Source organism: Rhizobium sp. CG4 (assembly GCF_023701965.1).
GTDB lineage: Bacteria > Pseudomonadota > Alphaproteobacteria > Rhizobiales > Rhizobiaceae > Agrobacterium.
In genome coordinates, this window is record NZ_JABAEG010000003.1 from 466,408 (window position 1) to 492,493 (window position 26,086).

Consider the following 26,086-nt stretch of genomic DNA (forward strand, 5'->3'; position numbering starts at 1 on the left):
TTTGTGCTGCAGATGGTTTATAGGCAGCCCCAGCTTGAGGCTTTTGCCTTTTGCCAATGAATGGCCAGAGCTGGACGACATCCCGGCTCTAGGCGTCCCGATTTTCCTTAGACAATAGAAAGGATCGTACGATGTCGATTACTGCAGAGCGCAAAGCCGCCCTTATCAAGGAATACGCAACCGTTGAAGGCGACACAGGTTCGCCTGAAGTTCAGGTCGCAATTCTGACGGAGCGGATCAACAATCTGACGGAACACTTCAAGGGTCACAAGAAGGACAACCACTCACGTCGTGGCCTTCTGACCATGGTTTCGAGCCGCCGTTCGCTTCTTGATTATCTCAAGAAGAAAGACGAAGCCCGTTACACAAAGCTGATCACAGCCCTTGGTGTACGCCGCTAAAAAAAATCCGGCGGGTCATCGGTTCGATGCCCGCCGGTTTTTCTATCCGGCAGTCTGCCGGACTATGCCCCGAATACCACACAGGTATCGCCGGGGAACAGGAAGATGGGCCGGATGGGCCGGTACCGTCTGAAACAACCGATGACCTGTCATGGGGCAGGATTGCCGGATGCTTTTGCAACGCCGATGACGTTGCAATGAACAAAGCCTCCAGTTGTCTTGCCCGTGATGTGTCGTAGCTGCGAAGACGAAACAATTTCGCAGCGACAGTTAAGGACAAAATATGTTCAAGCAACATTCCGTGGAAATCGAATGGGCAGGCCGCCCGCTCAAGCTTGAGACAGGCAAAGTTGCCCGTCAGGCTGACGGCGCCGTCATCGCAACCTACGGCGAGACCATGGTTCTCGCGACAGTCGTTTCTGCCAAGGCTCCAAAGCCAGGCCAGGACTTCTTCCCGCTGACCGTAAACTACCAGGAAAAGACCTATGCTGCCGGTAAAATCCCAGGCGGCTATTTCAAGCGCGAAGGTCGTCCAAGCGAAAACGAAACACTGGTTTCGCGCCTGATCGACCGTCCAATCCGTCCGCTTTTCCCGGAAGGCTACAAGAACGACACGCAGGTTGTCGTGACCGTTATCCAGCACGATCTGGAAAACAACCCTGATATCCTGTCGATGGTCGCAACATCTGCTGCGCTGACACTTTCTGGCGTTCCTTTCATGGGCCCGGTCGGTGGCGCGCGCGTTGGTTACATCAACGGCGAATACGTACTGAACCCACACCTTGACGAGATGGACGAGTCTGTTCTCGATCTGGTTGTCGCCGGTACGCAGGACGCAGTTCTGATGGTTGAGTCCGAAGCAAAGGAACTCAACGAAGAAATCATGCTCGGCGCCGTCATGTTCGGCCACAAGGGCTTCCAGCCAGTTATCGACGCCATCATCAAGCTGGCCGAAGTTGCTGCCAAGGAACCACGCGAATTCGAACCGGAAGATTTCTCCGCGCTCGAAACAGAAATGCTCGGCCTTGCCGAAGCAGAACTGCGCACCGCGTACAAGATCACTGAAAAGGCTGCACGTTACGCTGCTGTCGACGCAGTGAAGGCAAAGGTGAAGGCTCACTTCCTGCCGGAAGAAGGCGAAGCAAAGTACACAGCCGAAGAAATTGGCGCAGTGTTCAAGCACCTGCAGGCCAAGATCGTTCGTTGGAACGTTCTGGACACCAAGAGCCGTATCGACGGCCGCGACCTGTCCACCGTTCGTCCGATCATTTCGGAAGTTGGCCTTCTGCCACGTACGCATGGTTCGGCGCTGTTCACACGCGGCGAAACGCAGGCGATTGTTGTTGCCACACTCGGCACCGGCGAAGACGAGCAGTATGTTGACAGCCTGACCGGCATGTACAAGGAACGCTTCCTGCTGCATTACAACTTCCCGCCCTACTCGGTCGGTGAAACAGGTCGCATGGGTTCCCCAGGCCGTCGTGAAATCGGTCACGGCAAGCTGGCATGGCGCGCAATCCGCCCAATGCTGCCAACCGCTGAGCAGTTCCCGTACACACTGCGTGTGGTTTCTGAAATCACCGAGTCCAACGGTTCTTCCTCGATGGCAACCGTTTGCGGCACATCGCTTGCTCTGATGGACGCTGGCGTTCCTCTGGCCAAGCCAGTTGCCGGTATCGCCATGGGCCTTATCCTCGAAGGCGACCGTTTTGCGGTTCTCTCCGACATCCTCGGCGACGAAGATCACCTCGGCGACATGGACTTCAAGGTTGCTGGTACTGCGGACGGCATCACCTCGCTTCAGATGGACATCAAGATCGCCGGTATCACCGAAGAGATCATGAAGGTTGCTCTCGAGCAGGCTCAGGGCGGTCGCAAGCACATCCTCGGCGAGATGGCCAACGCCATCACAGAAAGCCGCGGCCAGCTTGGTGAATTTGCTCCACGCATCGAAGTGATGAACATTCCGGTCGACAAGATCCGTGAAGTTATCGGCTCGGGCGGCAAGGTCATCCGCGAAATCGTTGAGAAGACCGGCGCAAAGATCAACATCGAAGACGATGGTACCGTGAAGATCGCTTCTTCTTCCGGCAAGGAAATCGAAGCTGCTCGCAAGTGGATCCACTCGATCGTTGCAGAGCCAGAAGTCGGCGCAATCTACGAAGGCACAGTCGTCAAGACCGCTGACTTCGGCGCGTTCGTCAACTTCTTCGGCGCACGTGATGGCCTGGTTCACATCTCGCAGCTCGCTTCCGAGCGCGTTGCCAAGACCTCCGACGTCGTCAAGGAAGGCGACAAGGTTTGGGTCAAGCTGATGGGCTTTGACGAGCGTGGCAAGGTTCGCCTGTCCATGAAGGTTGTCGATCAGGCAACTGGCAAGGAAGCGGAGAAGAAGGACGGCGAAGTAGCCGAATAAGGCCTTCGTTTCTTTCCGATATCGAGGCGCGGAAGATTTCCGCGCCTTTTTTCTATTTTCAAAAAGGTCGCAAATATGAGCCGTGACGCCGTCAAAACCCTGTTCCACCCGTTCGCCGCAGGCATGGTCGAAGCACCTGTGCAGGGTGAACGCGTACTGTTTCTTGGAGCCGAATCCGGTGCGCCAAGGCTCGAAGGATTTGATGCCGAGATTGTTGCGGTTCAGAGCCTTCGTCCGCTTTACCGCGCCTTGCAGGCCGAACATGCCAATGTCACACCTGACCTGTCAGGCGAGGCGTTCGATGCGGCGCTTATCCTGTGCGGCAAACACCGTGGTGAAAATGAAAACCGCGTTGCCGAAGCGCTTGAACGCGTCAAGGCAGGTGGCACAATCGTGATTGCCGGTTCGAAAGAAGATGGCATCGCCACCATGCGCAAGATGCTGCTGAAGCTGGGTGTAGAAGTCGAATCCACACCAAAATATCATGGCATTGCAGTGTGGTTTAAGCGCCCCGAAGAGGTGACTGCTTACGTTGCGAAACTGAAGCATGACGCCGTCACGGTCGATGGACGGTTCACGGCGATGCCGGGCATGTTCTCGCATGATCGTATCGATGATGGCTCCGAATTGCTGGCATCGCGCCTGCCAACCGATTTTGATGGCAATGCCGCAGATTTTGGCGCTGGCTGGGGTTATCTCTCGGTCATGCTCGCCGAGAAGTCTCCGCGTACCGCCCGCATCGATTTGTTCGAAGCAGACTGGAATGCATTGGAGTTCGCCAAGACCAATCTCGAAGAAAACTGCCCGAAACTGACGACACGTTTCTTCTGGCAGGATCTAGTTGCTGAGCCACCAAAAGAGAAGTACGACTTGATCATCATGAACCCGCCCTTCCATGCAGGTGGACAAGCGGCTGAGCCTGCCTTGGGTCAGGCACTGATCAAGACAGCGGCAGGTGCTCTGCGTAATGGCGGCAAGCTGCTGATGGTTGCCAACCGTGGTCTTCCCTATGAAACCATTCTTGCCGGCGAATTCAAAACAAGCGGTGAAGTATGCCGTAACTCCCGCTTCAAGATCCTGAGTGCACAGAAGTAAAAGACAAAAAAGATGTTCCGCAAAACCGAAAGCAATGGTTTTGCGGAATTTTTGATGTCAGGACTTTCTGACTTTTTGCGATGCCAGCACATTGCGGATCGCAAAGCTCGAATGAATACGTGAAACGCCGGGTAACTTTGACAGAATGTCCTTGTGGACACGCTCAAAGTCTCCGGCGCTTTCAATTTCCACCCGCACGAAATAATCGGCGCCACCGGTCATCAAAAAACACTCACGAATTTCAGAGTGTTTGCGCACTGCCACTTCGAAACGGTTGAGATAGTCTTCCGTCTGTCGATCAAGGGTTATCTGAACGATGACCGCAATACCTTCTTCGCCCGACGTATTGCCCGTCAGTACCGTGTAGCCACGGATTGCGCCGGACTGTTCCAGAATATTGATACGGCGCAGGCATGCCGAGGGTGACAAACCAACGGCCTCTGCAAGTTTGGTGTTGCTGATGCGCGCATTGGCGCGTAGCGCCCTGATGATATGCCGGTCTATCGCATCGAGTCCTGACATGTGGTTTCTTTCATTTCGTCGCAGATTGTTTCAATAAATAGCAATAATCTGAATAATCAACACATCATCGCCGGAAAATTCGACAATACGTGCATTACCATCCTTCATTAATAATGAGGGTGAACGACAATGAACATGCAAATCAGCCGCACACATGCGAGCGGTAATGCAAGTGGTTGGCTGACAATCGATCTGGGCGCTCTATTCGACAATTACCGGTTATTACAGGCGCAGGCACCAGCAAGTGCCGTGGCTGGCGTGGTAAAAGCAGATGCCTATGGGCTGGGCGCAGACCATGTCGCGACCACGCTATACGCCGCCGGGTGTCGCGACTTTTTCGTTGCGCATATCGACGAGGCTATCAGCCTTCGCAAACTGATTGCACAGGACGCACGGTTTTACGTGTTGAATGGATTGCAGCCCGGCAATGAAGCAAGCTGTGAAGCGTTCGATATCACACCCGTTCTCAATTCTTTGGCGCAGGTCGCGCAATGGTCCGACTTCGCAACCAGCATCGGCAAGACGCTGCCAGCAATCCTGCAGGTCGACACTGGCATGTGCCGCCTTGGCCTGCCGCCGGAAGAACTTGAAATTCTCGTGAAGGACCAAAGCCGTCTTTCGGGCCTGCGCATTGATTATATCATGAGCCATCTTGCCTGCGCTGATGAGCCGGAGAACCTCGCCAATGCAGCGCAGCTGGCTGTCATGTTGGAAGCGGCACTTGGCCTGCCGAACGCCAAGATCTGTTTTTCAAATTCCGGCGGTATCTTTCTCGGTAGCGGATATCACAACCACCTGATGCGGCCAGGTATTGCGCTTTACGGCGGTGCACCGTCGGTGCTGCGACCAAACCCGATGAAGCCGGTTGTCGGACTTCAGGTCGCTGTGGTGCAAACCCGCATTGTCCCCGCAGGCTCACAGGTTGGTTATGGCGGTTCCTTCGTTTCGAAGGAAGAGATGCGTCTGGCGACACTGGCGGCCGGTTATGCGGATGGCTTGCCACGGTCTTTGAGCAACAGCGGAGCGGTGTGGTTTGATGGCCAGCGCTTGCCGATTGTCGGACGCGTGTCGATGGACAGCATCATTGTCGACATATCCGCTTTGCCTGAGGGAACCTTGCAGCACGGTTCGCTCGTTGAAGTGATTGGGCCGCAGCAGAGTCTCGAAGACGTGGCCGATGATGCCGGTACCATTGCCTATGAAATTCTGACGAGCCTTGGCCGTCGTTATCAGAGAAAATACATCCAACCTCGGGACGTCGCAGCAGCATTGACTGACCGTGCCCCCAATGCGTGAGAATGGCATGAACATTACGATCCTTGGAGCCGGTGTTATCGGCGTGACATCTGCGTGGTACCTCGCCAAGGCAGGGCATAAGGTAACGGTTATTGACCGGCAGTCGGGCGCGGCACTGGAAACCAGCTTTGCCAATGCCGGCGAAATTTCTCCCGGCTATTCATCGCCTTGGGCAGCGCCAGGTATTCCGATGAAGGCGCTGAAATGGCTGTTCATGAAACATGCCCCGTTGATCGTGCGCCCGACGCTGGATGCGGCAACATGGAGCTGGATGCTGAAGATGCTGTCCAACTGCACGGCAGCCCGGTATGCGACCAACAAAGGTCGCATGGTGCGGATTGCCGAATACAGCCGCGATTGCTTGATTGCACTTCGTGATGAAACCGGTATTCAGTACGACCACCGCACGCAGGGCACATTGGAAGTGTTCCGCACCCAGAAGCAGTTTGATGGTATTGCCAAGGACGTCGCCGTCCTGAAGGCGGGCGGCGTGCCGTTTGAAATACTCGACGGCAAGGGATGCGTGGCAGTTGAGCCAGGCCTTGCGCCGTCGAGTGACAAGATCGTGGGTGGTCTGCGCCTGCCAGGCGACGAGACTGGCGATTGCTACATGTTCACCACGGAGTTGGCGAAGCTGGCGGAGCAGGCTGGCGTGACCTTCCTCTACGATACGGCCATCCATCGTCTGGTTACAGAAGGTTCGGTCGTCAAGGCAGTTGAAACTTCCAAGGGTCGGATTGAAGCTGATGTATTTGTCGCGGCCCTTGGCAGTTACTCGCCGGCACTGGTCAAGCCACTCGGCCTTGATCTGCCAGTTTATCCAGTGAAGGGCTATTCGATTACCGTGCCGATCATCAATGAAGCACGGGCACCTGTTTCGACCGTGATGGATGAAGCCTACAAGGTTGCCATTACCCGCTTGGGCTCGCGCATCCGTGTCGGCGGTATGGCGGAAATCGCCCGTTTCAGCAACGATCTGCCCCAGGCACGCAAGGAAACTCTGACCCATTCCGTGGAAGATCTGTTTGGCGGGGCAGGAGATCAGTCGCAGGCCCTGTTCTGGTCGGGCCTACGCCCGATGACACCAGATGGTACGCCGGTTATCGGTAAGACCCGTTATGGAAACCTGTATCTCAACACCGGTCATGGCACTCTCGGCTGGACCATGTCTTGTGGTTCCGCCCGCGTTCTTTCTGATTTGATCAGCGGTCAAAAACCAGACATTGAGACGGCCGATCTTTCGATTTCCCGCTACGGCCGTTGAGGCCTCGGTATAGAGTCGAGTGAATAAGGGATTATGTAGATGGGGCTTTCAGGATGATATCCGAAGGCCCCGTTTGTCTATGCAGAAAGCACATAAAACAAAAAGGCCGGGCAAGCCCGACCTTTCACAACCGCTTTGGTTCATGCCAGTACATCCGTGGTCATGGCGAAGCGATTTTGTATTTCTGGACGACAACCTGAGGTTTTCGTCTCGTTGCTCACATCCTCGCGCCAATTGGTTAACATCAAGTTAACGTCAAGGCAGCGAATGCAGTAATCTTGTGCCGTGAGCGACGTGTGAAATACATGTGAACCCTATATGCTGTCGCATAAGGGCTTTTTCAAGGCCTGCTAAAATAAAACAGCTTTTGCAACCTCAAATATAACGCAAATAAAAAAGGCCGGTAAAACCGGCCTTTAATCGTGTGCAAAAAACTGAAGACTTATTAAGCCTGCAGGTTGTCTGCAGACATCTTGCCCGAACGACGGTCCTGAACCAGTTCGTAGGTGATCTTCTGGCCATCCTTGAGGCCGTTCATGCCAGCGCGCTCAACAGCAGAAACGTGTACGAATACGTCCTGTGTGCCGTCGTCAGGCTGAATGAATCCGTAACCCTTGGTCGAGTTGAACCATTTAACTGTACCAGTTGCCATAACGATTTCCTTCCGTTGGCAAATTGAATTAGCCTCGAAAAATAGTCCTTTCGAGAGCAGTTGGTCGAATTTGCAGAAAAAAGATCGTCGTTTGCGTCTATGCGGCGCCGAAGTCTGGTCGTCAAACAAATATCGATGGCGCCGACATAATTGGCTTTGCAGTTGCTTGTCAAGAGACAGGAAAGTTTGTCAAAGGCTTGAAAAGCAAAAACCCGGTGCGGGAGGAGGTGCACCGGGTTCTTGAAACTGACTGACAATTGGGAGGAGGAGTATTGTCAGTCCAAATCGGCGGGCGCTGGGAGGAGGAGTGCGCCGCGTCGATGATTTAAATGTACCGGAAACCCGCACAAAATACAGCCACATGATTGCAGCGCAGCTTTGCAGTTAGTGCATGGCTTGGGGCTGTTCTATTGCCATTACTCAATCGGCCGCCTATCATTTAAGCATGAGCATTGAATCGGTCCGTACATATTTCGCTTCCAGATCCCCTGACATCACCGTCATCGAGACGGAGAAAAGCTCCGCAACGGTGGCGCTCGCTGCTGAGGCGCATGGTGTGGAGCCAGATCAGATTGCTAAAACTATCTGCCTGCGTGCCGGTGAGACTGTTCTTTTGGTTGTAACAGCCGGAACCAGGCGGCTTGATAACAAGAAGTTCCGGGAGCAGTTTCAAGCTAAACCCCGCATGTTGGATGGGGAAGAGGTGGTGGCTGTTACCAGTCATCCGATCGGTGGTGTGTGCCCGTTTGGCCTTGCCACGGATGTTCCGGTTTATTGCGATGTTTCGTTGAAGAACTATCAGGAAGTTGTGCCTGCCGCTGGCGCCACCAATGCTGCGGTCCGCATCTCGCCGGACCTGATGGCATCGCTCACCAACGCACAATGGGTTGATGTCTGCCAATAACATAAAGTTGGTAGGCCCGTGAGTTTAACCGCACCTTAAATCGCCGTATTTTATTCTCATTCGAATGAAATGCAGATCGAGCGTCGAAACACGCCCGTTTGCAAGGGCTTATCGTATCAGGAGTGGTCTCGGCCATATGGCAGGCAAAAGCAAATCAGGTCGCAGAATAGAACCTTCATTCGAGGATGATGAGCTCGAAGATGAAGAGATGCGCCTTGATGCTGGCGACCGCATTGCCGGAAATTCCGCCGTTCGCCGCAAAACCGCCGCTACTGCGGCCGCACCCAAGAAATCCAGAAAGAGCAAAGCAGCACCTGTAAAAGTCGCGAAATCAGGAGGGTTGGTCCGCTTGGTCAGGCGCTTGTTTTATTGGTGTGTGGTGCTGGGCATCTGGGGCGGCATCGCCGTCACGGGTTTGGTTCTTTATTATGGTGCACGCATGCCTGCTGCCAGCACCTGGTCTATTCCTGAGAGACCACCGAACGTCAGGATCGTTTCCGTTGATGGCGAAGTCATTGCCAACCGCGGGACTACCGGCGGTGAAGCTGTCGCGCTTGAGGACATGTCTCCTTACATACCGCAGGCGGTCATGGCCATTGAAGACCGGCGGTTCTATTCGCACTTTGGTGTTGACCCGCTCGGTTTGGCGCGTGCCGTGGTCACCAACGTGACCTCAGGGCGTATGGTCCAAGGTGGCTCCACACTAACCCAGCAGCTTGCCAAGAACTTGTTCCTCTCCCAAGAGCGCACGCTTGAGCGCAAGGTACAGGAAGTGCTGCTGTCGTTCTGGCTGGAGCAAAAATACAGCAAGGACCAGATTCTTGCGATGTATCTGAACCGCGTTTATTTCGGCTCGAATGCCTATGGTGTCGAGGCCGCATCCCGCCGTTACTTCAACAAGTCTGCACGGGATGTAAATCTTGGAGAAGCGGCTCTTCTGGCTGGCCTCCTGAAGGCGCCGTCTCGTCTGTCGCCTGCGCGAGATCCGCAAGCCGCCGAAGAACGAGCGCAGATCGTTCTCTCTGCCATGCGCGAGGAAGGTTACATCACCGATAGCGAAAGTGCGACGGCTATGTCGCAGCCGCCAACCAAGGCCAAACATTTCTGGTCGGGTGCCCAGCACTACGCTGCCGACATGGTGATCGATGAGGTCCGATCGCTGGTCGGTGAGGTGAAGCAGGATCTGGTTGTCGATACCACCCTTGATCTCGGCCTTGAAGAAAAGGCCGATGAGGCCATCACCAAGGCATTGGCTGCCGAAGGAAAGAAGCTAGGCGTTTCGCAAGCCGCTCTGGCGGCGATCGATGGCACCGGCGCCATTCGTGCAGTGGTCGGTGGCGCAAGCTACGCTGACAGCCAGTTCAACCGCGCAACAAGAGCCAAGCGTCAGCCCGGTTCGGCCTTCAAGCCATTCGTTTATGTGGCGGCTTTGGAAGCCGGTCTGCGTCCCAACTCCATCCGTAATGACGGTCCGGTTCGCATCGGCAATTGGACGCCTGAGAACTATGACCAGAAATATAGGGGCGAGGTAACGCTGTCATCCGCTCTGTCACAATCGCTCAACACCATCGCTGCGCAATTGGTGATGGAGGTCGGTCCTGACCATGTGACCAAGGTGGCGCATCGGCTGGGCATCGAATCCCAGTTGCAAGCCAATGCCTCCATTGCGCTCGGTACTTCGGAAGTCTCTCTGACAGAACTGACGGCCGCGTATGCGCCTTTCATGAATGGCGGTTACAAGGCCACGCCTCATATCGTCAAACGCATTTCTGACATGGACGGCAACGTCCTCTATGAAAACAAATATGATAATCCACCTCGTGTGCTAAGCGAAGCGATCGTCGCCGCCATGAACAGCATGCTGACGCGTGTTGTCGATGAAGGCACGGGTAAGGCCGCCAGGCTGAAGGGTTGGCAGGTTGCTGGTAAGTCCGGCACAACCCAGTCATTCCGCGATGCGCTGTTCGTTGGTTACACAAGCAACCTGACGACCGGCATCTGGCTCGGCAATGATGACGGTACGCCCATGAAGAAGGTGACCGGCGGTGGCCTGCCTGCAAAAGTATGGCATGACTTCATGACCGCCGCGCATTCGGGCCTGACCCCATCACCATTGTTTGGTCAGGGTTATGTGACCGATGAACCGGTTTTTCCACCCGATCGTCCCAACGAGAACCAGCCGGGGTCTATAACTGACATTATCTCTGGCGCCTTCGGTGACCGTCTGTCATCGCAAGGCATGCCGCCTGAGCAGGTTGGTTCGGGCAATGGTCAGCCGATGGATATTCCGCAGCGCTCTTATCCGGGCGAGCCATCCTATTCAAATGGGCCGGTGCCGCCCGCCGATGTTGGAGCAAGTGATCAACGCGGTCCTCAGCCGGCAAGACAGACGACGCTTCTCGATTTTCTGATGGGAAATTGACGAGCAGGAGGCTGCAGGTGAGTCTTGTCTCTTAATGCGACATCCTGGTGCCGGGCGATTGCCAGCGATGTTACCGACGCCTTGGGCAGAATTCGTTCATTCGGCCTTCAAAATTTGGAATTCGTGTTTTGGTTGATTTTTCCAATCGTTTTTCTAAAGTTCTGATTTTTATCAATAATATCTAATTTCTAACGCCCGTTCGGCTCGTTTCAATTAACCCTAAGGCTTGTTTTTTCATTGGCTGCCCCATTTCTGATGACTTTCCAGGGTAAATGAATTATTACTTATGATTATTGGAATGCTTAGTTGCTGTACTAAATTTTTTTAATTGAGGATTAAGATGTTTAGACTTGGCGAGGCTCGCGCAGGTGGGTTCGAAGAGATTCAGCAGTCTGGTAGTATTGTTCTAGAACCACAAAATATTTTATTTGAGAATGATCAGGTTGAACAAACACCTATGCTGAAATTGCAGTTTGCAGTTAAGCGCCTTATTGATGTCTTTGGTGCTTTTTCTGCTCTCTTAATGTTGTCTCCACTCTTTGGTGTCGTCGCTCTTCTTGTGAAACTTGATAGCAAGGGGCCGGTATTCTTCTCCCAGATTCGCTGGGGAATGAATGGAGAGAAAATCCGCGTTTATAAATTTCGCTCAATGAGAACAGATCTGTGCGACGCAACGGGTGTCGCGCAGACCGTGAAAAATGATCCTCGTGTTACAAAGATGGGCGCAATTTTGCGCAAGACCAACATTGATGAACTGCCACAGCTGATCAATGTCCTGAAGGGTGACATGTCGCTGGTCGGACCACGTTGCCATGCCATTGGCATGTTTGCAGGCGGCCGTCTTTATGAGGATCTCGTACCAAACTACCACAAGCGTCACACTGTGCGTCCAGGCATTACCGGCCTTGCGCAGATGCGTGGCCTTCGTGGCCCGACGGACCGTGCGGACAAGGCAAGAGCCCGTATCGCATCGGATATCTACTACGTCGACAATTTCTCGGTGTGGCTGGATATCAAAATTATTTTCGGAACTTTGTGGTCCGAACTCAAGGGTGGCAAAGGCTTCTGATTTTTTGGCCTTTGTCTGATATTTTTTAAGACGCCTTTATTTTAGAAAGCCCCGCTCCGGTGATCCGAAGCGGGGCTTTTGTTTATTTCGCGGCCAGCGCATCCATGATCCGGATCCAGGAGCGGATACCCTTATGGAAGGACTGCAGGTCGTACTTCTCGTTCGGGGAGTGGATACGGTCATCGGTCAGGCCATAACCGACCAGAAGCGAATCCATGCCGAGCATCTTCTGGAAGTCACCAACGATCGGGATCGAGCCGCCCATGCCGATGACAACGGCAGGCTTTGGCCATTCGTCGGAGAGCGCATTTTTTGTCTTCGTCAATGCCGGAGAATCATAAGACAGCTGGATAGCCGGTGAGCCACCATGTTCGTGGAACTCGACCGAGCAATCCGCTGGAATTTTGGCGCGAACATAGGCGCGGAATGCTTCACGCACCTGGGCCGGATCCTGCTTGCCAACCAGACGGAAGGAGACTTTTGCCGATGCCTGCGCGGCGATAACGGTCTTGAAGCCATCGCCGGTGTAACCGCCGATAATCCCGTTCACTTCGGCGGTGGGTCGGGCCCATGTCAACTCGAGAACCGAGCGTCCTTGTTCACCTGAAGGTACGGACAGGCCAACTTCGCCAAGGAAAGCCTCTGCGGTGCGGCCGAGCGTTTCCCAGGAAGCTTTGATATTGGCTGGCGTTTCTTCAACACCGTCATAGAAACCGTCAAGCGTCACGCGACCTGTCGTGTCGTGCAGACCGGCCAGGATATTGGCCAGAATGTGGATCGGGTTGGCGGCGGCACCCCCGAACAGGCCGGAATGCAGATCGCGGTCCGCAGCGGTGATGACGACTTCTTCGCCAACCAGACCCCGCAATGCGCCCGCAATCGCCGGTGTTTCCCGGTCCCACATGCTGGTATCACAGACGAGTGCAAACTCTGCCTTCAACTCGCCGGCATTGGCTTCGAGGAATGGCTTGAGGGACGGGGAGCCTGACTCTTCTTCACCTTCAAACAGGATGGTCACGCGGATCGGCAGCGAGCCGTGAATTTCCTTGTAGGCGCGGCATGCCTCAACGAAGGTCATCAACTGACCCTTGTCGTCAGATGTGCCACGGCCGGTGATGACCTTGCGGTCGTTGCCAAGATCCTTGATCGCAGGTTCGAACGGATCGTTTTCCCACAGGTTCAGCGGGTCGACCGGCTGTACGTCATAATGGCCATAAAACAGAACGTGTGGAGCATCCGCTGTCGCTGCCGCATGGTGCGCAACGACCATCGGGTGGCCTGCGGTATCACGAACCGACGCGTCGAAACCAATCGACGACAGCGAGGCTGTCAGCCATTCGGCGGCCTTGCGGCATTCAGCCTTGAAAGCCGGGTCGGTAGAGATGGACTTTATTCTGACAAGTTCAAACAACCTGTCGAGGCTCGACGTCAGATTTTCATCGGCCTTGGCCAAAACGTTGGAAATATCAGTCATTGGGTATCCTGCCATTGGACAGCATTCTGAAACCCGCGGGGTTTGATGGGAATGCTGCCTTTTTAATTCGAAGCCGGGCTTGCGCATTTAGTCGAAATGCGCAGTCAGTTGCCGATAACAACGTTATCGCATCGACCTACATCGCGGAAGTGTTTTTGAGTGCGCGCTGTACATACTCGATCAGCAACTCGCGCTCGAAGCGACGGAAGCCGGAAAATGCCAATTCATCCGCCTCTTTGGCAGCGGTAATAGCCTGTTCCTCGAGCGAGCGACCCTGCGCGGTAAGTTCGATGATCTGGGCGCGTTTGTCCTTGGGGTGCTGCTTGCGGGTGATCAGGCTGTCGCGCTGCATGCGGGCCAATGTATTGGCAAGCGTTGCCTGCTCGATATCCAGCCGATCAAGCAATTGCCGTTGTGTGATGCCATCTTCATTCCAGAGCTCGAGCAAGATCGGAAATTGGCCTGGAGAAAAGCCAAGTGCCGAGGCTTTTTTATGCAAGGCACGTGAAAAGGCCTTGGCCAGCTGGGCAGTCAGATAGGCAGCAGAATCGGTTCTTGAAAAGCGCATGCGATTTGAGGTCCTGAAAACAAGTCTCGCACTGGTCGATGGCATCGGCAGGGCGGCTTACGCATAATGGTCCATTCTTTCCCCAAACATGCGGCGACATTTTTAGGCGTCAAAGCTGAGGTATTTTTGCGGGGTGAGGCCAATAAAAAAACCGCCACGGCCGGGAGGGGGTCGGCCATGGCGGCTTATCGAGGGACAAAGGCCCGGAGAGGGGGGAAGGCCTTTGTCCGGTCTGACGCGGCGGGGGACGAGCCAGCTATCAGACTACGGCGTGATCAGGCGCCGTTGAGTAATAATTGTGGCTGCAAATGAGGCTTTTCAAGGGAAGAAACTATTACAAATCGGTAACGTTAAGGTGAGCGGTGAGCACGGATTTTGACTGAATCTTTCTGGGCATGAAACCGGGCCAAATCTAACTTTCTGTGGACGCAAGATGAGGCGCAAGGTAACGATGGCACCATGAAAAAAGGCGATCATCTCTTCCTCGTTGACGGTTCCGGCTTTATTTTCCGGGCGTTTCACGCAATTCCAGCATTGAACCGCAAGTCTGACGGCTTGCCGGTGAATGCAGTCTCCGGCTTCTGTAACATGCTCTGGAAATTGCTCAGGGATGCACGCAACACCGATGTTGGCGTTACGCCCACGCATTTTGCCGTCATTTTTGACTATTCCTCAAAGACATTTCGCAACGAGCTTTATGACCTTTACAAGGCAAACCGCTCTGCACCGCCAGAGGACCTGATCCCGCAGTTCGGATTGATCCGTCATGCGACCCGTGCGTTCAACCTGCCGTGCATTGAAAAGGAAGGTTTTGAGGCCGACGATCTGATCGCCACCTACGCCCGGCAGGCCGAGGCGGTGGGCGCCGACACCACCATCATTTCGTCTGACAAGGACCTGATGCAGCTCATCACGGCCAACGTGCACATGTACGATGCCATGAAGGACAAGCAGATCGGCATCCCGGAAGTCATCGAAAAATGGGGTGTACCGCCGGAAAAGATGATCGACCTGCAGGCAATGACGGGAGATTCGACCGACAATATTCCGGGCATTCCAGGCATCGGTCCGAAAACGGCGGCCCAGCTTTTGGAAGAGTATGGTGATCTCGATACGTTGCTTGAGCGTGCGGGCGAAATAAAGCAGCAAAAGCGGCGTGAAAACATCATTGCCAATACCGAGCTTGCCCGGCTTTCCCGCCAGCTTGTGTCGTTGCGCACAGACGTACCGCTTGAAATGCAGCTCGACCAGCTGGTGCTGGAGCCGCAGGACGGACCCAAGCTGGTTGCCTTCCTGAAGGCCATGGAGTTCACGACGCTGACCCGCCGTGTGGCAGAGGCCACAGGTGCGGAAGCCGGCGAGATTGAGGCTGCAGTCGTACCCGTCGAATGGGGCGCGGATGCCCATGGTCCTGATGTCGGTGCTGGCACAACAGCTGCACCACAGCCATCGCAGGCAGCGGCGTCGGCAGACGCTGTAGAGGTCGTCCACAAGGACGGTTTTGCGCCGTCTGATCTGGCAGCATCGCGTGCTGCGTTGTTTGCATCATCGCCCATCGACACGACCGGCTATACGACGATCCGTGACGTGCAGAGTTTGGATAGATGGATAGCGGATGCGTACGAGACAGGCGTTGTTGCTTTCGATACCGAGACAACGTCTCTTGACCCGATGCAGGCCGAGCTTGTCGGTTTCTCGCTGGCACTCGCTGATAACAACAAGGATGGTTCCGGAACAACCATTCGCGCCGCCTATGTGCCTTTGACCCACAAGACTGGGTCTGGTGGTGATCTGTTCAGCGATGGCATCAAGTTGAGCGAAGGCCAGATACCTTTCCGTGATGCTCTTGAGCGGCTGAAGCGCCTGCTTGAAGACCCTTCCGTCCTGAAGGTCGCACAGAACCTCAAATACGATTACCTGCTGATGAAGCGCCACGGCGTGGTGATTGACGGTTATGACGACACGATGCTGATGTCATACGTGCTGGAGGCGGGCAAAGGCACGCACGGCATGGATGCTCTGTCTGAGCGTTGGCTTGGTCACAAGCCGATTGCCTATAAGGACGTTGCGGGCTCTGGCAAAGCCAGCGTCACCTTCGATTTCGTCGACATTGAGAAAGCCACCGCCTATGCCGGTGAGGACGCGGATGTCACACTCCGCCTCTGGCTCGTACTGAAACCGCGTCTGGCTGCTGAGGGCCTGACGTCAGTCTACGAAAGGCTGGAGCGGCCGCTGGTAGCTGTGCTGTGCCGCATGGAAGAGCGCGGCATCACCATTGACCGGCAAATCCTGTCGCGTCTCTCTGGGGAGCTGGCGCAAAAGGCTGCTGCCGCAGAAGAAGAGATCTATACGTTGGCAGGTGAACGGTTCAACGTCGGTTCGCCCAAGCAGCTTGGTGACATCCTGTTCGGCAAGATGGGGCTGCCCGGTGGTTCCAAAACCAAGACCGGACAATGGTCTACTTCTGCACAGGTGCTGGAAGATCTGGCCGCCGAGGGTGCGGAACTGCCCTCGAAGATTGTTGACTGGCGTCAGCTGACCAAGTTGAAGTCAACCTATACAGATGCACTGCCGGGTTACATTCATCCCGAGACAAAGCGTGTTCATACATCTTACGCAATGGCCTCGACAACGACAGGACGTTTGTCATCGTCCGAACCGAACCTGCAGAATATTCCGGTTCGTACAGCCGAAGGTCGCAAGATCAGAACGGCATTTATCACCACGCCCGGTCACAAGCTTCTGTCTGCCGACTATAGCCAGATTGAATTGCGTGTGCTGGCGCATGTGGCGGATATTCCGCAGCTGCGGCAGGCCTTTGAGAATGGCGTCGATATTCATGCCATGACCGCCTCTGAAATGTTTGGCGTGCCGGTTGAGGGCATGCCTTCAGAAGTGCGCCGCCGCGCCAAGGCCATCAACTTCGGCATCATCTACGGCATTTCCGCTTTCGGTCTTGCCAATCAGCTGAGCATTGGCCGCTCGGAAGCCGGCGAATACATCAAAAAGTATTTTGAGCGTTTCCCCGGCATCAAGGACTATATGGAAGCGACCAAAGCCTTTGCACGCGACAAGGGTTATGTGGAAACCATTTTTGGTCGCCGGGCCTATTATCCTGAAATCCGCTCGTCCAACCCGTCTGTCCGTGCCTTTAACGAACGCGCGGCTATAAATGCGCCTATTCAGGGTTCTGCTGCGGATGTCATTCGCCGCGCCATGGTGCGTGTCGAACCGGCACTGTTGGCGGAAAAGCTTTCGGCGCGGATGCTGTTGCAGGTGCACGACGAATTGATATTCGAGGTTGAAGACGCGGAAATCGACAAGGCGTTGGGGCTTGTCGTGTCTGTCATGGAAAACGCGGCAATGCCTGCGGTATCCATGGCCGTGCCGCTGAAGGTTGATGCGAGAGCCGCGACCAACTGGGATGAGGCGCACTAATCCCGGTTCTGGGGCATCCATCAAAAAACTTCATCAACCGGATCACCGTCAAAGGATCGTCAGTCGATCGCGTATCTGTCATGGAAGAAGCTGAAAACGCGCCTGTCCACAGGCGTGTTTTAAAAGCGTTGTGACAGGAGTAGCGAATGGAAAAATTGACGCTCTATATAGGCAACAAGAATTATTCCTCATGGTCCTTGCGGCCATGGCTTGCCATGGAAGCAGCAGGAATCCCTTTTGAGGAAGTTCTGATTCCCTTCGACTTTGCGGCAGGCAATCCGAAGTTCAAGGATATCTCGCCCACCAAACTGGTTCCTGTCCTGCACCACGGCGATCTGCGTGTCTGGGAATCACTTTCGATCATCGAATATGTGGCTGATCTCTTCCCTGAAAAAAAGCTGTGGCCGACAAATATAAAAGACCGGGCAGTCGCCCGCTCTGTTTCCATGGAGATGCTGGGCGGTTTCCGCGCTTTACGACATGCCTGTCCAATGCACATGCGCAGGAAAAAGAGTAAACTTGAGGTATCCGACGCGGTTCGTAAGGATGTCGAGCGTATTGAAAACATCTGGCGTGAATTGCGAGCCCGCTCTGGCGGCCCCTATCTTTTCGGGACTTTTTCGGCTGCAGACGCCATGTTTGCACCGGTTGTCTGCCGTTTTGATGTCTATGATCTGGTTTCCAATGAAGATACTTTGGAGTATATGCAGGTGATGAAGGCGCATCCTGCATGGCAAAAGTGGTATCAGGCGGCAATTGTTGAGCCGTGGACTGTTCCCGAGGGTGAGGCATAACCCTGCAAAACCTGAAAAAATATGCGTGGGGACTGGTCAAGACCCAGTAAGGCATGTATAAGCGCGCCAAATTTCCGATTTCGAAACATGCGGCATTCAGCCATAAGTGGCAACATGCTCCGTTTCGTCCGTTAAGTGGAGTAACACAAATGGCTGTACCTAAAAGAAAAACAAGCCCGTCCAAGCGCGGTATGCGCCGTTCGGCTGACGCTCTCAAGGCTTCGACATACGTTGAAGACAAGAACTCCGGCGAACTGCGTCGCCCACACCATATCGATCTGAAGACCGGTATGTACCGTGGCCGTCAGGTTCTGACGCCGAAGGAAAGCGCATAAGCGTTTTCTGACTGACTGATTAAAAAAAGCTGGCCTTGTGCCAGCTTTTTTTGTGCCTGCAATTGGCCGACGACTCAGACGGCAGCACAGTGCGTATTGGCCATCTTGGAAATCGGCAATCTTCCACATACACTCCCATCGAGGATGGAGACCCGGGCGACTGTTCGGGATTGCGTGAAAGCACTGTATTGGAGGAAATGACCGGTGAAGCATCGCTGGATACCCGTGGCTGTCGTGTGTCTGGTCCTGGGCCTTGTCGCCATGACCAAGGGCAGCGAACTTGTTTCCCGCCATTTCATGAATGAAGCCTCCTCCCAGGCTCATACAACGCTCAGGCTGGCCCTTTCGGCTCTCGGTGGGCATCTGAGCCGCTACGAGCCTTTACCCGCCCTGATGGCCGATCACGACGATATTGAGGAACTGGTCAGCAACCCTTCCAACCAGTTGCTGCGTGACCGCGCCAATATCTATCTGAAAGAGATCAATACGCTTCTGCACTCGTCGGACATCTATGTCATGACGCTGGACGGTGAAACGATTGCTGCCAGCAACTTCGATGGACCGGCCACCTTCATTGGCCAGAACTTCAGCTACAGGCCGTATTTTCAAGAGGCAGCAAAAGGCCAGCAATCGAGGTTCTTTGCTCTTGGCACCACCTCGCATAAGCGTGGATATTATTTCTCCTCACCCATTTTGTTCGAGAATGCCATCAAGGGCGTGATCGTTTTTAAGGTCGATATTGAAGGCATTGAGGCTTCCTTCGGCAATGGTGAAAACCGGATCATCGTGTCTGATCCTGAAGGCATCATCTTCATGACTGGTACGCCGGAGTGGCTCTATGCCTCGCTGCTGCCACTAACCAAGGATCGGTTGTTGCGGACCGAAACATCGCGCCGCTACTCCGATGCGACATTGCGTGAATTGCCATTGAGCATCGAAAGCAGTGACGGACATAGGCTATTCAAGATCGCCAGCGGGCAGGGGGAGCAGGAATATCTCGCCCTGTCGCAACTGATGCCTGAAGCCGGCTGGACCGTGCGGGTGTTGATGGACACCAGTTCAGTGCGCAACCAGGTACGCACGACGGTCATTGCGGTGGTGCTCTGCCTTTGCCTTGCAGGGTTCATCCTTGCCGCAGTTTTGCAGCGCCGGGCGCGATTGCAGGAACGAATGGTGCTGCAGGCTGAAACACAGGCAGAACTGGAGCGACGGGTGGCGGAGCGCACGCAAGATCTGGCGCGGGTCAACCGCCATATTGAGCGTGAAATTGCCGAACGCCGGCAAACCGAAAAACAGCTGCGAAAAACGCAAGGGGACCTCATTCAGGCCGGAAAGCTGGCCGGTCTCGGCCAGATGTCGGCCGCCCTGTCGCATGAATTCAACCAACCATTGGCGGCAGCAAAAACCTACGCCGACAGTGCGGCCCTCCTTATCGGACGTGACAGGGTGGAGGAGGCCAGCGACAACCTCAAGAGGATCTCGGCTTTGATCGATCGCATGGCGTCAATCAGTCGCCACTTACGTAACTTCGCCCGCAAGCCGAATGAAAAGATGACGTCTGTCTCGCTTGAAGAGGCAATGCAGGACACGCTGGAAATTCTGCATGCGCGATTGAGGGCCGCCAACGCCGATCTTATCTTGGATTTTGGGACCAACCCCTTGAGCGTCAAGGCGGGCCTCGTCCGTTTGCAGCAAGTTCTGGTGAATATCATTTCAAATGCTGCGGATGCGGTGGAGACTTTGGAAGACCGCCGGATCTTTGTTACTGCGAAACAGCATGATGGCAGGGTCCTGATTTCGGTGCGGGATTATGGCCCGGGAGTGCCAGCCGCGATCATGGAACGTATCTTCGATCCGTTTTTTACCACCAAGGGCGTCGGTCGTGGCTTGGGACTTGGCCTGTCCATCTCGTACAACATTATCAAGGATTTTGGCGGAGAACTGCGCGTACGGAACCCCGACGGCGGCGGTGCCGAGTTCGTTATCGAATTGTCGGTGGCTGAGCGTATTGCGGAGGTCGCTGCGGAATGAATGGTGCCCGTGTCTTGCTGATCGATGATGAGGAAGAGCTTCGCCTTTCCACGGCGCAGGCGCTGGAACTGTCCGGATTTTCCGTGACCATGCTGTCCAGTGCCGAACATGCCCTTGAACTGATCGGTTACAGTTTTGATGGTGTTGTCGTCAGCGATATCAGAATGCCTGGCATGGATGGCATGACATTGCTGCAAAAGGTCCGGGAGCTTGATGCGGAAATTCCGGTTATTCTGGTAACAGGCCACGGGGACGTGCAGCTGGCCGTTAATGCCATGCGCAATGGCGCTTACGACTTCATGGAAAAGCCCTTCACTGCGCAATATCTGTCAGGTGTCATTCACCGCGCCATGGATAAACGGTCGCTGGTTCTGGAAAACAGACGCCTGCGCGCCGTCGCTGGCAAACGTGATGATCTTGAAACGAGGCTTCCCGGGCGCACCCAAGTCATGGTGGATCTTCGCTATCGTATCCGAGCGATTGGTGCCGCCGATGCCGATACCTTGATTATTGGCGCAACCGGTGCCGGCAAGGAAGTCGTGGCGCGTGCCCTGCATGATGTCAGCAACCGCGCCAATCGTCCGTTCGTGGCGATCAATTGTGCGGCCTTGCCACAGAACCTGATTGAAAGCGAATTGTTTGGCCATGAGGCAGGCGCCTTTCCCGGGGCCATTCGTGCCCGCTACGGCAAATTTGAACACGCTCGTGGCGGTACCATTCTGCTGGATGAAATTGGTTCGATGCCAATCGACATTCAAGCAAGATTCCTGCGCGTACTGCAGGAGCGGGTTATTACCCGTCTTGGTTCCAACGACATTGTGGAACTGGATGTCCGTTTTATTGCCACCAGTAAGGTCGATCTTGAGGCAGAGGTGGCTGCCGGCCGTTTTCGGCCTGATCTGCTCTATCGGCTAAACGTCGCAACCGTGCACGTGCCATCGCTGGCACAAAGGCGGTCCGATATTCCGCTGCTGTTCCTGCATCTGGTGCGTGAGGCGGCGGCTCGTTATGGCCGCGAGGATAGGGAAGTTCCGCAAAGTGTTATCGCGGATATAGCGACGCGGGAATGGCCAGGAAATGTGCGTGAACTGCGCAATGCTGCCGACCGTTTTGTGCTTGGCCTTTCATCTGAAAATGCCGAGCAGGTGGTCACCGATGATGATAACAGGCAACCACATCGTCTGGCGGATAAAGTGGCGTCTTATGAGCGCGATCTGATTGCCCGTTCAATCGCCCTTAATGCCGGAAATCTGAAGGCTGTCTATGAAGCGCTCGGCATTTCACGCAAAACGCTGTACGAAAAAATGCAGAAATACGGCCTCGATAAACGCCATTTGGGTAGTATGACCCAACTTGATGAAGAAGCTTTGTAACGCCAGCTGGCCAGATGGGTGGATTTCCACCCGTCATTTTTCCGCAATGTTTCGAATTCCACCCATTTATCATTTGTTCATAGCAAAAGATGCTGCGGCGTCATGCGAAGCCGATTGCAGTTTCGTTTCCCCCCGCTGCAAATGACGTATCCGCAGGTTCCGATTGAGGAGTCGGTTCTTGCGAACATCATCGTCACATTCTGGGAGGAACCGATGAATTTTTTTAAGACACTGTCGTCTGCCGTCATGGCTGCAACCGTTTCGCTGATTGCGATGTCTGCTTCTGCGCAGACCTATCCCGATCGCGGTATCACCATGGTGGTGCCTTTTGCAGCCGGTGGTCCGACCGATACTGTAGCCCGTCTGGTTGCGGAATCCATGTCCAAAGACCTTGGCCAGCAAATCGTCGTTGAAAATGTTGGCGGTGCCGGCGGCACGCTTGGTGCCGGTCGCGTCGCCGCTGCTGATCCTGATGGTTACACGATCCTGCTGCACCATATCGGCATGGCAACCAGCGCCACGCTCTATCGCAAGCTGGCCTATGATACGCTCAATGCATTCGAATATGTTGGCCTCGTCACTGAAGTGCCGATGACCATCCTGTCACGCAAGGATCTGGAGCCGACGGACCTCAAGGGCCTGATTGAATATGCCAAGGCCAACAAGGACACAGTAACGGTTGCCAATGCCGGTATCGGTGCCGCCTCGCATCTGTGCGGTATGCTGTTCATGAGCGCGATTGAGACACCGCTGGTGACTGTGCCTTACAAGGGAACTGGTCCAGCGATGACTGACCTTCTCGGCGGCCAGGTTGATATCATGTGCGACCAGACAACCAACACCACCAAGCAGATCCAGGGTAAAACAGTAAAAGCCTTCGCAGTGACCTCGCCAAATCGTCTTGATGTTCTGCCTGACGTACCAACTGCTGTTGAAGCAGGCCTGCCCGGCTTTGAAGTGGGTATCTGGCATGGTGTCTATGCACCAAAGGGCACACCGCAGGAGGCTGTCGATCGTCTCTCGAAGTCGCTTCAGGTCGCATTGAAGGACCCGAACATTGCAGCGCGCTTTGCTGAACTTGGCACCATCCCATCCCCGGAAGCAGATGGTACGCCAGCCGCGCTGAAGGCCAAGCTTGAAAGCGAAATCGCCCGCTGGAAGCCGGTCATCGAGTCTGCTGGCCAATACGCCGACTGATACCTCTATCTGAAAGAACCGGCGGCAAGGCCGCCGGTCCCTTTAGCCCTTTCCATGGTGCGCTAGCGTCTGATGCATGCGCGGAAGCGGAGCTTCTATGAAATCAGTTTCCTTCAATATGTCCGAAGCCGTTTGCGGGTTGATCTTTGTCGGTCTCGGCGTGGCGTTCGGTTGGCAGGCTTTCGAGCTCGATCTCGGCACGACATTTCGGATGGGGCCGGGGTATTTCCCCTTTGTCCTGTCATTGGTTCTCGTCGTGTTAGGTGCGGTCATCTTCCTGCGTTCCGGCAAGGTGGCACATGAACCGCTGGGCGCTATCGCCTGGCGCGGCATGCTGCTTATTCTGCCCGCACCAGTCTTCTTCGGTTTTACCGTTCGCGGGCTAGGGTTTGTGCCGGCAATCTTTTTCACGGCGCTGATAGCCGCCTTCGCCTCCCGTAAAATGAAAGTCCACACCGCCGTTCTTCTGGCGGCCGGGCTGACTGTCTTTTCGGTCGTCGTGTTCAATTATGGTCTTGGCCTGCCGTTCCAGCGGTTTGGTCCATGGCTCAAGTTCTAAGAGGTTTCGATGGAACTTTTCGATAATCTCGCACTTGGTTTCAGCACGGCTTCGTCGCTTGGAAACCTGTTCTTCTGCCTGATTGGCGTGTTGCTGGGAACCTTGATCGGCGTGTTGCCGGGCATTGGCGCAACGGCAACCATCGCCATGTTGTTGCCGATCACCTTCCAGCTTGAGCCGGTTTCGTCACTGATCATGCTGGCCGGAATTTATTACGGCGCGCAGTATGGTGGCTCAACCACCGCTATCCTGATCAATATGCCCGGCGAATCCTCATCTGCCGTAACGGCCATCGATGGTTATCAGATGGCCCGCAAAGGTAAGGCGGGTGTAGCACTTGCCACAGCGGCAATTGGTTCTTTTTTTGCAGGGACAGTTGCGACATTCCTGGTGGCGATCTTTGCGCCGCCACTGACGGTGATTGCACTAAAGTTCGGTGCTGCCGAATATTTTTCACTGATGGTCGTCGGCCTGGTGTCGTCCATTGCCCTGGCGCATGGCTCCATCGTGAAGGCACTGGCGATGGTGGTGCTGGGCCTGCTTCTGGGTCTTGTTGGCACCGATATCTACAGCGGTACACCGCGCTTCACGCTCGGCATCCGTGAATATGCCGATGGCTTGAATTTCGTGGCGCTAGCAGTTGGTGTTTTCGGCATAGCGGAAATCCTGCGCAATCTCGAAGATGAACATTCCCGCTCGGTGCTGATGTCCAAAGTCAGCGGCCTATTGCCAAGCAAGGATGATTTCAAACGTATGATTGCACCTATTCTACGTGGCACCGTCATTGGCTCGGCTTTGGGTATTCTGCCCGGTGGTGGCGCAATCCTTGCCTCGTTCGCGTCCTATACTGTTGAAAAACGTGTGTCGAAAAACCCTGAGGAATTCGGCCACGGCGCGATTGCGGGCGTGGCTGGTCCAGAATCTGCCAATAATGCCGGTGCGCAGACATCCTTTATCCCGCTGCTGACGCTTGGCATTCCCGCCAATCCCGTTATGGCGCTGATGATTGGTGCGATGATCATTCAGGGCATTGTGCCCGGCCCAAATGTGGTGAGCGAACAGCCTGCCTTGTTCTGGGGTATCATTGCGTCGATGTGGATTGGCAACCTGATGCTGGTGGTGTTGAACCTGCCGTTGATCGGGCTTTGGGTCAAATTACTGACCATTCCCTATTACGTGCTGTTCCCGATCATCATGGCCTTCTGTGCTATCGGTGTTTACAGCGTGAACTCCAATGTCTTCGACCTCTACGCCGTCGCCTTCTTTGGTTTCATTGGTTACGTGCTGGTGAAATTGCGCTGTGAGCCAGCGCCGCTGCTGCTCGGCTTCGTGCTTGGGCCGCTGTTGGAGGAGAACCTGCGCCGTGCCATGATCTTGTCGCGTGGTGATCCGACAACATTCGTCACACGGCCGATCAGCGCCATCCTGTTGGCTATTGCAGCTTTGGTTCTGGTTGTCGTCTTCCTGCCAAGCGTCAAGGCAAAGCGTGAGCAGGTTTTTCAGGAAGAAGAATAATCCTCATCAGCTTCCATTACTCGCAACCCCGGCATTCCTTGCCGGGTTTTTCGTTGGTGAGTGTGTCGTCCGCCCCGTCATGTCATAGCGCGCATTCTGAAAATCAATTCCGATTTTGTGGGTGCTGTTGTACAATCTTGAAAATACCCCGCAGAAGGGATGCGCCATGAAAAACGACGACGACCTTGAGATGACGCCGGAAGAAGCCCGGCAGGATCATTGGGACATGTTATGGTTTCTAGCGCGTAATGCCGGATTTGGGGCAAGCCTTGGCCTATTTATCGCGGCTGGTTTGATGTTCTTTGATATCGGCGGTCTTGGAACCCGGATTGAACATTCCCAAAATCCGCTGTTGCCGATGTTGCTGATTTCTCTGCCTCTTGTCACAACCTTTGCCGGTGCCGTGACGGCATCCGCAATCATGTTGATGCCGTATAAACGGCGTAAGGAAAGGTGAGGTAACATCATGCCGTCGGTTGACATTCTGCCGGTGTGGGTTGAATGCAGCACTGTGGAATAAATGAGGATATGCATGCCGACTGATATGGAAGCACGGGTAGTGTCACTGGAGGAAACGGTCGCCCATCAAAGCCGTGTTATTGATGAACTCTCGGATCAACTGGCGGAGCAATGGCGCGTCGTGGAACAAACGCGTGCCAAACTGGACCGTTTGACTGAGCGGTTTTTGAGCCTGGAAGAACAGTCATTGGACGCGCCCGCCATTACCAAGCCGCCACATTACTGAAATCCCCACATTGCAG

22 protein-coding genes are annotated in these 26,086 nt (G+C 54.7%); 18 read left to right on the forward strand and 4 right to left on the reverse strand.

Features of this window, described 5'->3' with window-relative positions; translation table 11 throughout:
- Positions 1 to 131 precede the first annotated feature (131 nt).
- The 3 genes from rpsO to HGO37_RS12475 all read left to right on the forward strand — a co-directional run bounded on the left by rpsO (position 132) and on the right by HGO37_RS12475 (position 3,912).
- On the forward strand, positions 132 to 401 hold the full coding sequence (gene rpsO / locus HGO37_RS12465) for a 30S ribosomal protein S15 (RefSeq protein WP_192486981.1): 270 nt from the start codon (positions 132 to 134) through the stop codon (positions 399 to 401).
- Positions 402 to 684: 283 nt separating this feature from the next.
- The gene (gene pnp, locus HGO37_RS12470) at positions 685 to 2,817 is read left to right on the forward strand and encodes a polyribonucleotide nucleotidyltransferase (RefSeq protein ID WP_250983556.1); all 2,133 of its coding nucleotides are present in this window, start codon (positions 685 to 687) and stop codon (positions 2,815 to 2,817) included.
- Between the two features lie 75 nt (positions 2,818 to 2,892).
- The gene (locus tag HGO37_RS12475) at positions 2,893 to 3,912 is read left to right on the forward strand and encodes a class I SAM-dependent methyltransferase (protein WP_250983557.1); all 1,020 of its coding nucleotides are present in this window, start codon (positions 2,893 to 2,895) and stop codon (positions 3,910 to 3,912) included.
- A gap of 57 nt (positions 3,913 to 3,969) precedes the next feature.
- Here the strand turns inward: HGO37_RS12475 and HGO37_RS12480 are convergent, their stop codons facing one another.
- The gene (locus HGO37_RS12480; RefSeq protein WP_192486984.1) at positions 3,970 to 4,434 is read right to left on the reverse strand and encodes an Lrp/AsnC family transcriptional regulator; all 465 of its coding nucleotides are present in this window, start codon (positions 4,432 to 4,434) and stop codon (positions 3,970 to 3,972) included.
- A 129-nt stretch (positions 4,435 to 4,563) separates the two neighbouring features.
- On the opposite strand from HGO37_RS12480, the gene alr reads away from it, so the two are divergent.
- On the forward strand, positions 4,564 to 5,730 hold the full coding sequence (gene alr, locus HGO37_RS12485; protein ID WP_250983558.1) for an alanine racemase: 1,167 nt from the start codon (positions 4,564 to 4,566) through the stop codon (positions 5,728 to 5,730).
- A gap of 7 nt (positions 5,731 to 5,737) precedes the next feature.
- The gene (locus tag HGO37_RS12490; RefSeq protein ID WP_250983559.1) at positions 5,738 to 6,994 is read left to right on the forward strand and encodes a D-amino acid dehydrogenase; all 1,257 of its coding nucleotides are present in this window, start codon (positions 5,738 to 5,740) and stop codon (positions 6,992 to 6,994) included.
- A 445-nt stretch (positions 6,995 to 7,439) separates the two neighbouring features.
- Here HGO37_RS12490 and HGO37_RS12495 read toward each other — a convergent pair whose 3' ends face one another.
- Complete coding sequence (locus tag HGO37_RS12495) at positions 7,440 to 7,646, reverse strand: cold-shock protein (protein WP_192486987.1); 207 nt, start codon at positions 7,644 to 7,646, stop codon at positions 7,440 to 7,442.
- A 445-nt stretch (positions 7,647 to 8,091) separates the two neighbouring features.
- Here HGO37_RS12495 and HGO37_RS12500 point away from each other — a divergent pair, with 445 nt between their 5' ends.
- From HGO37_RS12500 to HGO37_RS12510, 3 genes are all read left to right on the forward strand, one after another.
- The gene (locus HGO37_RS12500) at positions 8,092 to 8,550 is read left to right on the forward strand and encodes a YbaK/EbsC family protein (RefSeq protein ID WP_250983560.1); all 459 of its coding nucleotides are present in this window, start codon (positions 8,092 to 8,094) and stop codon (positions 8,548 to 8,550) included.
- A 136-nt stretch (positions 8,551 to 8,686) separates the two neighbouring features.
- A complete protein-coding gene (locus tag HGO37_RS12505) occupies positions 8,687 to 10,972 on the forward strand; it encodes a transglycosylase domain-containing protein (RefSeq protein ID WP_250983561.1) in 2,286 nt (761 codons plus the stop codon).
- 340 nt (positions 10,973 to 11,312) lie between these two features.
- Positions 11,313 to 12,041 (forward strand): sugar transferase, encoded by a 729-nt coding sequence (locus tag HGO37_RS12510; RefSeq protein WP_250983562.1) that lies wholly within the window; start codon positions 11,313 to 11,315, stop codon positions 12,039 to 12,041.
- Positions 12,042 to 12,123: 82 nt separating this feature from the next.
- On the opposite strand, the gene HGO37_RS12515 is transcribed toward HGO37_RS12510, so the two are convergent.
- Together HGO37_RS12515 and HGO37_RS12520 are read right to left on the reverse strand one after the other, a co-directional pair.
- Positions 12,124 to 13,515 carry a M20/M25/M40 family metallo-hydrolase gene (locus HGO37_RS12515; RefSeq protein ID WP_250983563.1) on the reverse strand — a complete coding sequence of 464 codons (1,392 nt, stop codon included), beginning with the start codon at positions 13,513 to 13,515 and terminating at the stop codon, positions 12,124 to 12,126.
- Positions 13,516 to 13,651: 136 nt separating this feature from the next.
- Positions 13,652 to 14,083, reverse strand: a complete 432-nt coding sequence (locus HGO37_RS12520) for a MarR family winged helix-turn-helix transcriptional regulator (protein ID WP_250983564.1) — start codon at positions 14,081 to 14,083, stop codon at positions 13,652 to 13,654.
- Between the two features lie 459 nt (positions 14,084 to 14,542).
- Between HGO37_RS12520 and polA the strand changes: the two genes are divergently transcribed.
- From polA to HGO37_RS12570, 10 genes are all read left to right on the forward strand, one after another.
- Positions 14,543 to 17,521, forward strand: a complete 2,979-nt coding sequence (gene polA / locus HGO37_RS12525) for a DNA polymerase I (RefSeq protein WP_250983565.1) — start codon at positions 14,543 to 14,545, stop codon at positions 17,519 to 17,521.
- 146 nt (positions 17,522 to 17,667) lie between these two features.
- A complete protein-coding gene (locus HGO37_RS12530; RefSeq protein ID WP_250983566.1) occupies positions 17,668 to 18,315 on the forward strand; it encodes a glutathione S-transferase family protein in 648 nt (215 codons plus the stop codon).
- Between the two features lie 149 nt (positions 18,316 to 18,464).
- Positions 18,465 to 18,650 carry a 50S ribosomal protein L32 gene (gene rpmF / locus HGO37_RS12535; protein WP_006724402.1) on the forward strand — a complete coding sequence of 62 codons (186 nt, stop codon included), beginning with the start codon at positions 18,465 to 18,467 and terminating at the stop codon, positions 18,648 to 18,650.
- Between the two features lie 204 nt (positions 18,651 to 18,854).
- Positions 18,855 to 20,681 carry a sensor histidine kinase gene (locus HGO37_RS12540; RefSeq protein WP_250983567.1) on the forward strand — a complete coding sequence of 609 codons (1,827 nt, stop codon included), beginning with the start codon at positions 18,855 to 18,857 and terminating at the stop codon, positions 20,679 to 20,681.
- Positions 20,678 to 22,054, forward strand: coding sequence for a sigma-54-dependent transcriptional regulator (locus HGO37_RS12545; protein WP_250983568.1), 1,377 nt, complete (start codon positions 20,678 to 20,680; stop codon positions 22,052 to 22,054). The genes HGO37_RS12540 and HGO37_RS12545 overlap by 4 nt, the downstream gene beginning before the upstream one ends.
- A gap of 213 nt (positions 22,055 to 22,267) precedes the next feature.
- Complete coding sequence (locus tag HGO37_RS12550) at positions 22,268 to 23,251, forward strand: tripartite tricarboxylate transporter substrate-binding protein (protein ID WP_250983569.1); 984 nt, start codon at positions 22,268 to 22,270, stop codon at positions 23,249 to 23,251.
- 97 nt (positions 23,252 to 23,348) lie between these two features.
- Positions 23,349 to 23,810 (forward strand): tripartite tricarboxylate transporter TctB family protein, encoded by a 462-nt coding sequence (locus tag HGO37_RS12555; protein WP_250983570.1) that lies wholly within the window; start codon positions 23,349 to 23,351, stop codon positions 23,808 to 23,810.
- Between the two features lie 9 nt (positions 23,811 to 23,819).
- Positions 23,820 to 25,325, forward strand: coding sequence for a tripartite tricarboxylate transporter permease (locus HGO37_RS12560; protein ID WP_250983571.1), 1,506 nt, complete (start codon positions 23,820 to 23,822; stop codon positions 25,323 to 25,325).
- A gap of 166 nt (positions 25,326 to 25,491) precedes the next feature.
- Positions 25,492 to 25,782, forward strand: coding sequence for a hypothetical protein (locus HGO37_RS12565; RefSeq protein WP_192486999.1), 291 nt, complete (start codon positions 25,492 to 25,494; stop codon positions 25,780 to 25,782).
- Between the two features lie 75 nt (positions 25,783 to 25,857).
- Positions 25,858 to 26,070: a SlyX family protein gene (locus HGO37_RS12570; protein ID WP_192487000.1), complete on the forward strand. Its 213-nt coding sequence runs from the start codon at positions 25,858 to 25,860 to the stop codon at positions 26,068 to 26,070.
- The last annotated feature ends 16 nt before the right edge of the window (positions 26,071 to 26,086 follow it).